The sequence below is a fragment of the Erwinia sp. E_sp_B01_1 genome (assembly GCF_036865545.1).
Classification (GTDB): domain Bacteria; phylum Pseudomonadota; class Gammaproteobacteria; order Enterobacterales; family Enterobacteriaceae; genus Erwinia.
In genome coordinates this window covers 2,296,484-2,310,723 of record NZ_CP142208.1, presented here as the reverse complement: position 1 = coordinate 2,310,723, position 14,240 = coordinate 2,296,484, and the positions used below count along the sequence as shown (strand labels likewise).

General features: G+C 52.1%; 13 protein-coding genes. 4 read left to right on the top strand and 9 right to left on the bottom strand.

The window, feature by feature from the left end; genetic code table 11:
* Position 1: 1 nt before the first annotated feature.
* The 3 genes from VRC33_RS11055 to VRC33_RS11045 are packed head-to-tail and all read right to left on the bottom strand — an operon-like array spanning position 2 to position 3,083.
* Positions 2–1,528: a sugar ABC transporter ATP-binding protein gene (locus VRC33_RS11055; protein ID WP_338563815.1), complete on the bottom strand. Its 1,527-nt coding sequence runs from the start codon at positions 1,526–1,528 to the stop codon at positions 2–4.
* Positions 1,528–2,130, bottom strand: coding sequence for a DUF2291 family protein (locus VRC33_RS11050; protein WP_338564253.1), 603 nt, complete (start codon positions 2,128–2,130; stop codon positions 1,528–1,530). The genes VRC33_RS11055 and VRC33_RS11050 overlap by 1 nt, the downstream gene beginning before the upstream one ends.
* Positions 2,131–2,144: 14 nt before the next feature.
* Positions 2,145–3,083 (bottom strand): D-ribose ABC transporter substrate-binding protein, encoded by a 939-nt coding sequence (locus tag VRC33_RS11045; protein WP_338563813.1) that lies wholly within the window; start codon positions 3,081–3,083, stop codon positions 2,145–2,147.
* A 196-nt stretch (positions 3,084–3,279) separates the two neighbouring features.
* Here VRC33_RS11045 and VRC33_RS11040 point away from each other — a divergent pair, with 196 nt between their 5' ends.
* On the top strand, positions 3,280–4,233 hold the full coding sequence (locus VRC33_RS11040) for a sugar-binding transcriptional regulator (RefSeq protein WP_338563810.1): 954 nt from the start codon (positions 3,280–3,282) through the stop codon (positions 4,231–4,233).
* On the opposite strand, the gene VRC33_RS11035 is transcribed toward VRC33_RS11040, so the two are convergent.
* On the bottom strand, positions 4,230–4,739 hold the full coding sequence (locus VRC33_RS11035; RefSeq protein ID WP_338564251.1) for an SRPBCC domain-containing protein: 510 nt from the start codon (positions 4,737–4,739) through the stop codon (positions 4,230–4,232). The two genes, VRC33_RS11040 and VRC33_RS11035, sit on opposite strands and share 4 nt — an antisense overlap.
* Before the next feature lie 164 nt (positions 4,740–4,903).
* On the opposite strand from VRC33_RS11035, the gene VRC33_RS11030 reads away from it, so the two are divergent.
* On the top strand, positions 4,904–5,818 hold the full coding sequence (locus VRC33_RS11030) for a LysR family transcriptional regulator (protein WP_338563808.1): 915 nt from the start codon (positions 4,904–4,906) through the stop codon (positions 5,816–5,818).
* A 253-nt stretch (positions 5,819–6,071) separates the two neighbouring features.
* Positions 6,072–6,911: a GntR family transcriptional regulator gene (locus tag VRC33_RS11025; protein WP_338563806.1), complete on the top strand. Its 840-nt coding sequence runs from the start codon at positions 6,072–6,074 to the stop codon at positions 6,909–6,911.
* A gap of 38 nt (positions 6,912–6,949) precedes the next feature.
* Here the strand turns inward: VRC33_RS11025 and VRC33_RS11020 are convergent, their stop codons facing one another.
* Entirely contained in the window at positions 6,950–8,287 is a 1,338-nt protein-coding gene (locus VRC33_RS11020) for a CitMHS family transporter (RefSeq protein WP_338563803.1), read from the bottom strand.
* Between the two features lie 81 nt (positions 8,288–8,368).
* Positions 8,369–9,112 (bottom strand): acetoacetyl-CoA reductase, encoded by a 744-nt coding sequence (gene phbB, locus VRC33_RS11015; protein ID WP_338563800.1) that lies wholly within the window; start codon positions 9,110–9,112, stop codon positions 8,369–8,371.
* A gap of 318 nt (positions 9,113–9,430) precedes the next feature.
* On the opposite strand from phbB, the gene VRC33_RS11010 reads away from it, so the two are divergent.
* Positions 9,431–10,537, top strand: coding sequence for a lactonase family protein (locus VRC33_RS11010; protein WP_338563798.1), 1,107 nt, complete (start codon positions 9,431–9,433; stop codon positions 10,535–10,537).
* Between the two features lie 34 nt (positions 10,538–10,571).
* Here VRC33_RS11010 and VRC33_RS11005 read toward each other — a convergent pair whose 3' ends face one another.
* Genes VRC33_RS11005 through acnA form a run of 3 tightly spaced genes read right to left on the bottom strand, consistent with a single transcriptional unit; the run spans position 10,572 to position 14,146 of the window.
* A complete protein-coding gene (locus VRC33_RS11005; RefSeq protein ID WP_338563795.1) occupies positions 10,572–11,057 on the bottom strand; it encodes a LysR substrate-binding domain-containing protein in 486 nt (161 codons plus the stop codon).
* Positions 11,017–11,487 carry a LysR family transcriptional regulator gene (locus VRC33_RS11000; RefSeq protein ID WP_338563792.1) on the bottom strand — a complete coding sequence of 157 codons (471 nt, stop codon included), beginning with the start codon at positions 11,485–11,487 and terminating at the stop codon, positions 11,017–11,019. The genes VRC33_RS11005 and VRC33_RS11000 overlap by 41 nt, the downstream gene beginning before the upstream one ends.
* Before the next feature lie 10 nt (positions 11,488–11,497).
* Positions 11,498–14,146 (bottom strand): aconitate hydratase AcnA, encoded by a 2,649-nt coding sequence (gene acnA / locus VRC33_RS10995; RefSeq protein ID WP_338563790.1) that lies wholly within the window; start codon positions 14,144–14,146, stop codon positions 11,498–11,500.
* Between the last annotated feature and the right edge of the window lie 94 nt (positions 14,147–14,240).

Sequence of the window (14,240 nt, the reverse complement as noted above, 5' to 3'; positions counted from 1 at the left end):
GTCAGAACCCCTGAGCACTTGCTTTAACCAGCGCCGACTCTTCTGCCGCCGCACGAGGAATATCGGCGGTAAGTTTCCCGCCGGACATCACCAGAATGCGATCCGAGACCGCCATGATTTCTTTCAAATCCGAGGTGGAAAACAGAATGGCTATGCCCTGCTTCGACAGATCGACCATCATGCGGAAGACGTCCGCTTTCGCCCCCACATCAATACCCCGGCTGGGTTCATCCAGCAGCAGCAGGCGGGGATTGGTCAGCAGTGAACGTCCAATCACGACTTTCTGCTGATTGCCGCCGCTCAGGGCATTAATGGTGACCTCCGGCGAGGAGACTTTGATCGACAGATTACTCACCGTCTCCTTAACCACCGCCTGCTCCTTACGGCGGGAAATAGCAAATCTGTATTCCAGACGTTGCCACAGGCTCCCCACAGTCAGATTGCTGGCCACCGACGACACCGGGAAGATGCCGGTACGCTTACGGTCTTCCGGAACTAGGCTCATCCCCATACGGATACGTTCTGCGGGTTCCAGCCTTTGAGGCACCGGCTTACTGTCGAGCCAGATTTTGCCAAGGTAGTTACGTTGCGTACCCAGCAAGCACTCAAACAGCTCGGTACGCCCCGCGCCCATGAGGCCATAAATCCCGACAATCTCTCCCGCCCGCACGTTAAACGAAACGTCATCCACCACCGGAATACCTGCGGGACCCACGCAGGTGATTTTCTCGACCTCCAGCACCGGCGCACCAAATTGCCTGCCCGGCGGCAGAAAACTGGAGATGGGTTCACTGCCCAGCATTTCACGCACTATCCACGGCACATCGATGTCACTGACCTGCGCCTCTGCCTGAAACCGTCCATCCCGCAAAATGGTGATCACATCCCCGATGGCCATCAACTCTTCCAGCCGGTGAGAGATATAGATAATAGAGACGCCCTGCCGCGTCAGCTCGCGGATAACCCGGAACAGAATCTCCACTTCCGTTTTACTCAGGGCTGAGGTTGGCTCATCCAGGATCAGGATGTCGGTATTTTCTGCCAGCGCTTTGGCTATCTCCACCAGCTGCTGCTGGCCAACCTTGAGATTAGCGACCAGCTCACGCGGTGAGATAGCCTGATCGAGACGCCGCATCAGTTCAGCCGTCCGCGCCTCCTGGGTTTTCTCATCAATCGGTCTTAGCCCATGCTGTAACTCACGCCCGAGGAAGATATTTTCTGCGACCGTCAGATTTTCAAACAGGTTAAGCTCCTGATGCACCATACCAATCCCATGCCGGGCCGCCTCACGGGTACTGTGAAGCGTTACCAGCTCGCCGTTGAGCCGGATCTCTCCGACTGAAGGCTGCTGCACACCGGCGAGGATCTTCATCAGCGTGGATTTTCCGGCGCCGTTTTCTCCGATGATAACGTTCACCTTACCGCGCCAGACGTTGTAGTCGACGTTGTCCAGTGCCAGGGTACCGGGAAACAGCATTGATACGTTCCTGGTCTGTAAAATTACCGGATCCGCATTGGGCTGGGTCATTATGGCTGCTCCTGCTTCAGGGAAACGGCGACCACGTCCTGCACCTTGTTGGTCTGTAAGGTCACGGCCACCACCAGCTGCACGGATTTACCCACCCAGCTCCCATCAACCGGCGGTAGCTGTTTCACCGCATGGCGATTCAGTGCTCTGGTGATCTGGGCATACTGCACCTGGTTAGTGAACTCCTCAAACCGGAAGCCCGCAGCATCACGTATTGCGTTACTGCGGATAACCGGCCCGATAGCAACCGGCACCGCCTCACCGTTCAGGGTTACCGTCATGATGCGTTCACGTTCGCTGGCTGCACTGACCGCCGTCACCGTACCCGTACCGCGCACAAACAGGCTGTCACTGGTGCCCGCCTTAACGGTAGTGCTGCGAATTTTCATATCGGCCCAGCTCAGGGCGTGCTTATCGGCTCCGGCAAGCACTTTGCTCTGCCAGGTGGCTTCTGCCACCTGCTGCGCCGTCAGGTCGCGGTAGCCCTGCTTCGCAGCAGGGTCCTTTGGAATAATCGGCTGCCCGTTGGCATCCAGATCGACCACCGTACAGGCACTCAGCATCAGGACCATCAGGGCGATCGGCGCACGTTTCGTCAGCATCATCGGCTCCCTGACTACTGTGCGAGGTTGAAGAGTTTCAGTTTGCTGGCATTGGTGTCATCAATCAGCGTGCAGTCCATCAGCTGTTTCTCTTCTTTCTGCGCTTTGCCGTGCGTCAGGTAGTAGTCAGCCTGTTCAATGGCCATCTGCGCCTGTGCCCAACCCGGTTGCAGAACCGTGGCCTTGATATTGCCTTTGTTGATGATGGAGTCACGCACGTAATCGCTGCCGTCAAAGCCCACTACAATCACATCTTTTTTGCCGGCAGCCTTCAGGGCCGCTTCAGCGCCCAGCGCCATAGTGTCGTTGCCGGAGATCACGCCGACAATATTGGGATTTTTTTGCAGAATAGTTTCCATGCGGCTGAAAGCCTCTGTCTGGCTCCAGTTAGCGCTCTGTTGTGCCACCATCTTCATATCGGGATAATCATCAAGCACGTCGTGATAGCCCTGAGAACGTACCCCGGCGTTGGTATCAGACTCTTTACCCAACAGCTCTACATAATCCCCTTTACCGTTCAGCAATTTGGCGAACTTTTCTGCCCCAAGCTGCGCGCCCTGATAGTTATTGGAAACGATCTGCGCAACGGCGATGCCCGGCTTGTTGATCTCACGGTCAATAAGGAAAGTGGGAATGCCGGCATCCTTCGCCTTCTGAACCGGCCCTACGGTGGCATCCGCACCCGCGTTATCCAGCACAATAACTTTGGCCTTGCGGGCAATAGCCGTTTCAATCAGCTGATTTTGTTTGTTAACGTCGTCGTCATGCGATGCCACCAGCGTACTGTAGCCAAGGGCTTTGGCTTTCTGATTCGCACCATCGGCTTCCGCCTTGAAGAAAGGGTTATCGTGTGAAGGGGTGATGATAACTATCAGCCCTTTATCGGCGGCCAGTGAAGCCGCAGAAAACGTCATGGCGGATAAAAGTAAACCGGTCAGCAGGGTACGTTTCATTGTCTCTCTCCGTTATGAATATATATTCAAAGGTGATTTATTATTCCATGAATATGATTTACACTTGATTTTCCCGCCAGATAAACCGGACAGAAAAGCGAACAGGATCACAGCTCGCCGGGGGATTTACTCGAAATTGGGGTTGAGTCGTCATTTTTGCGACTTTCAGGATAATCAGCACCGCGAGGGAGAAACGATGTCAAAGCAGGATGAACAGCGCCTGATGGTAAAAATTGCCACGCTCTATTACACCGAAGGGATGAAGCAGTCTGACATTGCCAGAACCCTGCATTTATCTCAGTCCTTTATTTCGCGGATGCTGGTGCGCTGCCTGAATGAAGGCGTGGTGAAAATCAGCGTCATTCCACCCGGCAACATTTTCCCCGCGGTTGAGAAGAGTCTCGAAAAACGCTATGGCCTGAAGCAGGCCATTGTGGTGGACACTGCAGAAGACGCGACGCAGATGCAGATTCGCCATGCGATTGGCTCCGCTGCCGCGCATTACGTGGAAACGCGTATCCGCGCTAATGACCTGGTAGGCATCTCCTCCTGGAGCGATACCATCCGCGCAATGGTGGATGCCCTGCACCCGCAAAGCGTCAAGGCGCGGGGAGTGATCCAACTGCTGGGCGGCGTCGGGGCCAATGGCAACGTACAGGCCACCATCCTGACCCAGACCCTGGCCGCCGCCATGAACTGCAAAGCCTGGCTACTCCCTTCCCAAAGCATTGAGCGGTCGGTAGATGAACGCCACCGGCTTTCGACCAGCGACGATGTCGCCGAAGTGGTCAGCAAGTTCGCTGAAGTTGATGTCGCCATTGTGGGCATTGGTGAACTTGAACCTTCACAGCAGTTGAAAAGCTCCGGTAACTATTATGATGAAGAGATGCTCAGGATCCTGGCTTCACGCGGGGCGGTGGGTGATATCTGCCTGCACTACTATGATGCCAGCGGAAAGCCGGTGCTGAATGACGGAGAAGATCCGGTGATTGGCATGGAGCTCTCTCAGGTTCATGCCTGTCCCCAGGTGGTGGCGCTGGCTGGCGGTCTCAGTAAGGCCAGCGCCATCCGGGGTGCGCTGGTGGGCGAATACATCAATGTGCTGATTGTGGATTACCCTACCGCCAGGAAACTGCTGGAAGAGTATTAACGTCCTCTGGCAGCGTTCACAAGCCCGTCCAGCCAGTCCTGGTGACCATTGATCATGGGGTTGGGATGCGCTTTTGCGAGCCCGACCGCCGGAAGACCCTTTTGTGTTTCCTGAGTCAGGATACGGACACGGTTGCCTGGCAAATCTTCCAACAGCCAGGCATGCAACACATCCAGCCTCTCAGCACTGCCCTTTTCTCCAGCCCAGCCATGCCAGGAAATACGCGCGGCTTCACCTGGGGCTGGCGCCACAAACTCAGTAACCCTTGCTTCGACAGGAAAACCAAACGTCTCAAAGCTAAACCTCACATCCAGTTCCAGCTCAGGGCCTTTATTGTCATGAAAACGAGTATTAGCTGAGTTCTTATAATAGGTTGGCCAGCGCTCAGGATGGCTCAGCAGTGGCCAGATTTCGCTGGTGTTAAGCCCCGCAACAATCACTTCATTTGAGCAAAAGTTGTCACAGAAACCCGGTAAAAACCCTTCAGGCCAGTTGATAGCATGCATTTTCATCTCTTACTCTCTCTGAAAAAACCACAGGATTGTAGCGGTAGAAAGAGTATGTTCTCCTGTAAGAAATAAGACCAATCACCATTTACTATTCTGATTATCAATTTTCGTGATATCAGGATATCCTCGAATACATCATCATTTATGCATCCCGGTAAACCATGAAAATCGATGTCAGAAATCTGGATCTGAACCTGTTGAAGGCGCTTGATGCTTTGCTGGATGAACGGAGCGTCACCCGTGCGGCTAAGCGATTAGCTCTCACGCAGCCCGCGATGAGTGGGATGTTGAACCGGTTGCGGGATTGCTTCGAAGATCCTCTTTTTACCCGGACGCAGCGCGGTATTGTGCCCACGCTTCGTGCCCTCGAGCTGGCTGTTCCGGTCAAAAACATTCTGACTGACGTGGGAGAATTACTGCAGAAGCGGCTCTTTGATCCTGCTACTGCCGCGATGACGCTTAATATCGCCGCCACAGATTACGCATTGCGGGCCGTCATTGTGCCCTTTATGTCCGCATTGCGTCAGCAGGCGCCGGGGATTCGCGTGGCTGTGTTACCGGTGAATAATGAACAACTGAGTTTACAGTTTGAGCGTGGAACCCTGGACATCGCGTTGATAACACCCGAAACCACCCCACCCGATTTACATGCAAAAGCGCTTTACGAAGAGCAGTACGTCTGCCTGATGAGGAGAGAGCATCCACTGACGCAACCCGGTGCCTTTACGCTGGATGCTTTTTGCTCTCAGGATCATGCGCTTGTCTCTTATCCGGGTGGGAGTTTTTCTGGCGTAACTGATGAAGCGCTGAGAAAAATCGGACGCGAGCGGCGGGTTACACTTTCAGTATGCAGTTTTCTGGTGCTGCCTGAAATTCTGCGCGTCAGTGATTTAATCAGCGTTGTGCCCAGGCGACTGGCCCTGAGTACTCAGGGGCTGGTAATGTTACCGCCACCTATTGAAATTCAGGGGTTCACTAAAACCCTGGTGTGGCATGAACGTACACACCGCGATCCGGGTCACCAGTGGCTGCGTGAGTTGTTATTTTCAACGGCAACTGTTCGACACATACGCTGAGACCTCATTTAACATGCCCGCGCAAAGAGGCAAACTTCTTCACTGCGGCCTGATAATGGCCACTCTGCCCGGTGGCAGTCAGATGAGGTCCACTACCGGAACCTGATTTTCTGTGATCCTGAAGGATTAAATTGCATTTATAATTATTCAAATGCAATATTGGCAATAATTTTATTGCTTACCACTGTTTTGTAGGGCTACCGTCATGAAAATAAGTGCTCTTACGGAAAGGCTTTCTCAGAAAATAATCACCATGATCGACAACGGTGGGCTCTTGCCTGGCGCGCATCTCAGCGTCCCTAAGCTGGCAGAATCTTTTGATGTTTCACGTTCTCCAGTGCGTGAAGCTTTAGTCTACCTCGAGAACAAAGGCGTCCTTCAGCAGCAGCTTAACCGGGGTTTTTTCGTTAAGCAGGACTACGCTCCGCAACTTCAGAATTCAGATGAGAGTGAAGTCGATAATGATCTTCCTGAATACTATCAGTTAGCGGAAGACTGGCTGCAGGATAAAATCGAATCGGAAGTGAACGAACTGTATCTGCTTAAGCGGTACAACCTTTCTAAAACTCAACTAACGACGATCCTTGCGCGCGGTATCAGTGAAGGTTGGGTTGAACGTAAGCAGGGTTATGGCTGGCGTTTTCTGCCGGTTGCCAAGACAAAAGCCGCACTCGAACATATTTTTAGCTTCCGCATGGTCATCGAACCTATGGCCATACTGGAATCTACGTTCAAAGCACCACAAAGCAAAATTGATGAACTGAAGCGCGAACTGGATATGTTGCTCGGGAGTGGTATTCAACGTCTCTCTCCCACTCAGCTGCAGCTAGCCGGGTACCGCTTTCATGAGACTGTTATCAGTTTCTCAAATAACCCGTTTTTTGAGATATCACTGCGCAATGTTAACCGCATGCGACGTCTGATGGACTATCGCATCATGGATGACCGCAATCGTTATTATGCTGAAGTGAAAGACCATATCCATCTTCTGTCATTGATCGAGTCCGGGCAACTGATTGAAGCGTCTTACATGATGAAGCAACATCTTGCTGTCGCGCTTGATAACAAAAAGCAACGTAGCATCGGGATATAAAAAATGGCCCGGATGGGCCATTTTTGTTATCAAGGCGGTTATCCCGCAGGTGAATAAAGCGGGTACAGTCCTAACAATAAACCTGAAGCCAGGAAAATCATGCAGAGCAGGAAAGCCCACTTGAAGGTGTATTTCTGATGATCGCTGAATTCCACCCCTGCCAGGCCCACCAGCAGGTAGGTAGAGGCCACTAACGGACTAAGTAAGTGAATGGGTTGTCCCACTAACGATGCACGGCCAATTTCAATAGGGTCAATACCGTAGGCTTTCGCCGCTTCTGCCAGCACCGGCAAAACACCGTAATAGAAGGCATCATTTGACATAAAGAAGGTGCCAGGCAGACTGATTAATGCCGTAATCGGAGCCAGGTAAGGCCCCCATGAATCGGGTAACACATCCAGCAATGAGGCTGACATTGCAGTAACCATGCCCGTACCCGAAAGTATCCCGGCAAAAATCCCGGCGGCCAGAAAAATGGACGTCTGGTTTAAAGCGGCAGGTGCATGGGCTGCTATACGCTGCCGCTGGGCATCAATATGCGGATAATTGATCAGCAGCGCCAGTGCAAAGGCGACCATAAACAACACAGACAGTGGCAGTAACTCCATCACCAGCGAACCCATCAGAACTAATGTCAAAACGGCATTCAGCCAGAACAGTTTTGGGCGACGCAGCTCTTCATTAACTTCATTGATGGCCGGAAGATAGCTTTCAGCATCATCTTCAGTAACGGCTCCGTTTCCACCGGTATTAATACTCAGCTTGCCCAAACGCCCACGTTCACGAATGCCGATATACCATGACAGAACCAGTACCCCGACAAAACCACAGACCATGGTTGGAATCAGTGGAATAAACAGATCGCTGGATTCAACTTTCAGGGATGCCGCAACGCGTGCCAGTGGCCCGCCCCAGGGCAGCAAGTTGGTGATACTGCCGGCCAGGAAGACCACACAGGTCAACGCCAATGGGTCCAGACGAATGCGTTTGAACAACGGAAGCATCGCCGTAACGCAGATCATATAGGTGGTTGAGCCATCACCATCCAGTGACACCATCGCCGCCAGAACAGCGCTACACATTACTGCTTTAACCGGGTCACCATTAATAATTCGTAAAAAGAAGCGAATAACAGGATCAAATAAACCGGTATCAAACATCGTACTGAAGTAGAGAATGGCAAATATAACCATGATGGCAGTTGGAGCAACTTTCTTAAGCCCCTCAATCATCATCTCGCCCATTTCTCCACCGAAACCGGCAATCAGGGCAAATATTATCGGAATAATGATCAGTGCGACGAGTGCAGAAAGTTTTTTGGTCATGATGAGGATCATAAAGACCACAATCATGCCATATCCCAGAAGCGAGAGCATAAGAGCCTCCAACGCATATTATTGCTAATATGCGTAATAATTAATTAAAGGAATTTTTTTAAGCAGGTTTATTTTAATTAATCAGCCCATATGCAGGCCGCCATTAACAGAAAAATCAGCGCCTGTCGCAAATCCTGATTCGTCAGATGCCAGCCATGAGCAGATAGAGGCAATTTCCTGAGGAGAGCCCAGTCGACGAACCGGGATTTCCTGAACAATTTTATCAATGACCTGAACCGGCGTGACCGTCTTCAGTTTTGAGGTGGCCAGATAACCGGGGGAGACTGTATTCACCGTCACGCCACGAGCTGAAACCTCACGGGCCAGCGCGCGAGTGAAACCCCGTACCGCAGATTTTGCTGTTGAGTAGTTAACCTGACCCGTTTGACCAATTTGCGCATTCACCGAAGAAATATTGATAATACGCCCCCACCCTCGCGACATCATGCCATCAACAACCTGTTTTGTGACATTGAATAATGAGTTCATATTGGTGTTAATCACGGCTTGCCACTCCTGTGGCTGCATGTCACGAAATAAAACATTTCGTGCCGTACCGGCATTATTAATCAGTACATCGATTTCCCCAATTTCAGCCTTTATTTTGTTAAAAGCTTTGACCGTCGATTCCCAGTCAGCCACGTTGCCTTCTGATGCTATAAAATCAAACCCCATCTTTTTATTGTCATCAAGCCAGGCGTTTTTACGTTGAGAATTGGGGCCGCATCCTGCAATAACTTTAAAACCATCCTTCGCCAGCCGACGGCAAATAGCGGTTCCGAGGCTTCCCATCCCGGAAGTAACATACGCGATACGTTGGGTCATAACCCTTCTCCCAGATGCATTTATGTAACAGTTTTTCACGACTTGTTAACAGTAAGCTGCCTGCGGTTTTTTTTAGCAATCCCGGACCGCTGAATTTGTGACCACGATCGTCAATTTTCTGCATTTGAATACAGCTAAATGCAATGACAGGTATCTCAGTGCACTTTCAATCTTGTATGATTCGAATCAAAACCCGCCACAAAACCCTTTATAAATGGGCATAAAACTTGATGTGAAAGGGAAATCGTGATTTCAGTCACAAGATCATTAATGCACTTATGTTTAAATAAATGCATATTTCACTTTATGGAATTGTAAATGAGTCAGTTTGCCTATGTTGGTTGCCGCACATCCCAGTGGCGTGGCGCGCGTGGAAAAGGGATCGAAGTGTTCCGCATTGATGAAGGGGGTAACTGGCATTCTGTTCAACGCGTGATATCCGTTCAGGAGAACCCTTCCTGGATCACGCTGGATGAAAAACGAAACCGGCTTTATGTGTTGCACGGCGATGGTAACCAGGTAGCCATCTTTGCGCGCGATGCTCTGTCTGGCATGCTTACCCTGTTATCTTCACAGGCTACCGGCCCACAAAACCCCCATCCTGATCTCGATCCACTGCGGCGTAACAACCCGGTGCATGCCGCTCTCTCACCTGATGAGCGTCATCTGCTGATTGCCAATCATGAAGGGGGCAACGTGGCGGCATTGGCGTTTGCTGATGATGATTCGCTGCTGCCCCCCGGCCATCTGGCAATGGTGGAAGGTCATATGAATGAGGCTGGAGTAGCGGCCAGCCTGTCCCGCCCCCATGAGATTGTTTTTGCGCCTGAAAGTGATTACTACACCCTGCCCGTCCAGGGGCGTCAGGCGGGCAATGGCATTGATATGGTGCGTGTTTATCACTGGTGTAACGGCCAGTCATTGCTCATTGATCAGGTGCTGTTGCCTGCGGGAAGCTGGCCGCGACATGTCGACTTCCATCCTCAGGGCAAATGGCTTTATGGTCTGAGCGAGCTGGCCAGCACGATCACCGTTTACGACTTTGATCGTGAAACGGGCAAGATTGCCTTAAAGCAAGTGTTGAGCAGCCTGCCGGTGGGCTATGAAGAGCGGAACGATGCAAGCGAAATCGAAGTGCATCCTTCAGGACGCTTTTTATATGCCGCGAATCGTGGTCACAATAGCATTGCGGTTTTCAGCATCGATCCCGCAAATGGTCGTTTAACCTTTGTTGAGTGGGTTTTTTGTGGCGGTAAAACCCCGCGCTTTACCACGCTTTCTTCTGATGGGCTGCGTTTCTATAGCGCAAATGAGGACTCCGATTCCATTCGGATCTTCAGTATTGACCAGGACACCGGGAAATTAAAAGACACGGGTAAAGAGGTATTTACCGGCAGCCCGACCTGCATAGTGTTTTCCGGTTGATGGCGCGCCTGAGTTCAGGGTTGATAAACCGGACTCAGGCCTGTTCGCCTCCTGCAAAAGTTGTAAGCTTCGAGGGTGTGACGTTTGCTATAAACGCTTTCACAGAGGGAGAAGAGAACGCATAACTTTTCACGCCGACGTACAGTTCACGTTTCGCCCACGGCTCATCCAGCGGAATACAGCGTACCGATTCATGATTCGCCCCCTGCCCGATCTCGTTCACAGGCAAGATGGCTATCCCCAACCGCTGCGCAACCAGTTCCGCCATTGAGATAAAACTACTGACCCGTAAACCAGTATTCAGCGTTTTTCCCAGTTTTCTGGCTTCACGATCGAGAATATGGCTTACAGCGCTTTCACGATGCGGGCCAATCATCTTCTCACCGATGCAATCCGCTAAGTGCAAAGTAGCGCGTTCCGCTAACGGATGTCCCTTCCAGACCAGCACGGACAGCTGGTCATGCTGCCACGGCCAGACTTCAATTCCGGAAGCCGGTGTCCAGCTGGAAAAAACCCACATCCGCATCGCCCTGCAATAATCCCTGCACCACGCCAATACCGGTGTGCTCTTCAATATCGATATCCGTCTGGGGATAGTAGGTAAGGAACTGGCTGACGGCACGCGGCAGATAATGCATTAATGCTGCAGAGATAGTGAAAATGCGGATGTGGCCGCGTACGCCGGCCACATAGTCACTCAGCTCCTCTTCCATCTGCCCGAGATTGCGGAACACCTGACGGGCATGAAACAGCAGTGAGTGACCCGCAGGCGTCAGCTCAATACCCCGCGGCAAACGTAACATCAGCGGCGTGCCAATTTGTTGCTCAAGCTCAGCAATGCGCTTACTCACGGCTGAGACGGCCAGATGCTTACGCCGTGCGGCACGGGTGAGATTCTGCTCATCAGCTACAGCGACAAACAGCGAGAGTGTGACCAGATCGTAGCGCATGAACTTCCTGTTAATTTGTGAGTGTTTGCTGGATGACGAAAGGCAAAATACCGCCATAGCGCAGATAGCGCAGCTCCTGCTGTGAATCAATCACTGCCTTAAGATTCAGTGCAGCAACCTCCCCGTTATCACGACGGATATAGAGTACCAGCGGGGTCTCTCCCGGTGCCAGCGCTTCCAGACCAGTAATATCCAGCACCTCTGTACCCTCCATTTCAGGGAGTTTCTCATACTCACCGGCCATAAAATGTAGCGGAAGAATACCCATACCGATCAGATTGGTGCGGTGGATACGTTCGAAGCTTTTGGCAATCACGACTTTAACCCCCATTAAAGCCTGAGCTTTGGCAGCCCAGTCACGACTTGAACCCGCACCGTAACGCTCCCCGGCCAGCACAACCAGTGGTGTGTCTGTTGCCTGCCATGTCTGCGCGGCTTCAAAAGCCGGAAGAATATGGCGATGGGTCGCGTCCCAGGCAAAACCGCCACCGCCACGCTTATCAGCCGGTAACAAACGATTAGACAGCGCTCTGTTAGTGAAAGCACCGCGTACCATCACTTCATGGTTACTGCGCCGCGTGGAATACAGATTCAGATCCTGCGGATCTTCATGATTTTCCAGCAACCACTGGCCGGCGAGACTGGAGGGGGAAATTGCCCCGGCAGGCGAAATATGATCGGTGGTAACGTCATCACCAAACCAGAGGAAAGGTCGGGCATTATTTATCAGGAGCGGTTCAGCGGGATCGCGCGGTAAGCTTTCCAGATAGCCTGGGCGGCGCAGATAGGTCGACGTCGGTTCCCAGGGATAATGGACGCTACCCGTTGCTTCAATTTGCTGCCAGTGAGGGGTTCCCTGCCAGATGATATCGCGACGCTGAATATAGTGTTCCCGTTTCATCACCGATTTGACCCAGTGCTCCACTTCTTCACGAGCCGGCATAAGTTCTCGCATCAAAACCGGCTGGTTATCCTTATCGTAACCCAGCGGATCGTGCAACATATCATGCTGCATACTGCCGGCGATGGCCCAGGCAATGACCAGTGCTGGTGAGGTGAGGTAACCATGGCCGAGGCTGGGATTAACCCGGCGTGGAAAGTTACGGTTACCGGAAAGTACACACGCCGCCTGAAGACCGTCACTCACCAGACTTTCCATTGCGGGTTGTAATGCACCGGAACTCCCGATGCAGGTCATACATCCATACCCTGTCACATCAAAGCCCACCTTCTCCAACTCGCTAAGCAGGCCAGATTCGCCCAAATAATCGGTAACTGCCCGGGAACCGGGTGAGAAGGACGTTTTTACCCAGGGTTTCGGTTGCAGTCCGTACTTTGCAGCATTACGGGCAAACAATGCTGCCTGGATCACAAGCCAGGGATTGGCGGTCGTTGTGCAACTGGTGATGGCCGCGATGGCAACGGCACCTTGCCGGACAGGCTGCGCGTAATCCTCGTGATGCCATTGCAAAGTACGATCGGCAGGTTTCAGGGTTTCCATAAAACTCTCAGCCGAGTCGCTAAGCGGAATTTGCTGATGAGGATTATACGGACCTGCCACACAAGGTTCGATACTGCCCAAATCCAGCTCAATCAGCTGCGTGAATTCCGGCTGCCGATCGTCTGGCATACGCCATAAATGCTGATGGTGCATATAGCCGTGGATAATGTCCTGTTTCTCTTTACTGCGGCCCGTCATGTTGACGTACTCCGCGCTGCGCTGGTCAAACGGGAAGAACACCACCGTGGCACCGTATTCGGGAGCCATATTGGCAATGGTGGCGCGCGACTCAAGCGGCATGGTATGAAGAGCGGGACCGGTGAATTCTACAAATTTGCCGACCACGCCGCTTTCACGCAGCAGGCGCGTGATGTGCAGTGCCAGATCGCTGTCGCTGACTTCAGGTGGCAGCTGACCAGACACAGAAATGCCTGTCACTTCCGGGAACCGCAACGTTACTGGCTCACCGACCAGGGCGGCCTGACCTTCCAGCCCCCCCACACCCCAGCCTAATACGCCAAGTGCATTGATCATCGGCGTATGGCTGTCGGTCGCAATCATGCAGTCGGCATGCAGCAACGGGATGGTTTCACGTTCATCCACCGTCACCACTTCCGCAATGGTCTCAAGGTTCATCAAATGAATAATGCCGGTGCCTGGCGGAATAACGCGAAAGTTATCCAGACTTTTTTCTGCCCAGCGGATAAAGCGGTAGCGTTCAGCGTTGCGACGGAAATCAAACTTAAGGTTATCTTCCAGCGCGTCAGCAGTGGCATAACTTTCAACGATTACCGAATGATCGATCGCCAGCACAGCAGGAATGTGTGGATTGATGGCGCGAGGATTGCCGCCTGATTCGGCGGTGAGATCGCGCATCGCGGCAAAATCAGCCAGCGCCGGTAAGCATGTGGTGTCGTGAAACATCAGCCGGTCAGGGTAAAACTCAACTTCACCCGGAGATGAACTGCCCGACAGATAGTCGAGAAATTCCGGTAGCCTGTGCGGCGAACATCGCGCTACGTTCTCCAGCAGAATGCGAATGCTGTAGGGTAATGTCTGTAGCTGTTCAAGCGGCACAATGTTGGTGAGATCAATAAAATGATACAGGCGGTCATTAATGACCAGCGATGAGCGTTCCAGAGTTGAGGGCGATGTCATAAAAACCTTCCGTCACAGCAATCTATTTATGTTTGTCGCTGGATAACGTCTCATGCCCTGCAATGAATGAAAATTGAACATACGCTAATACAGC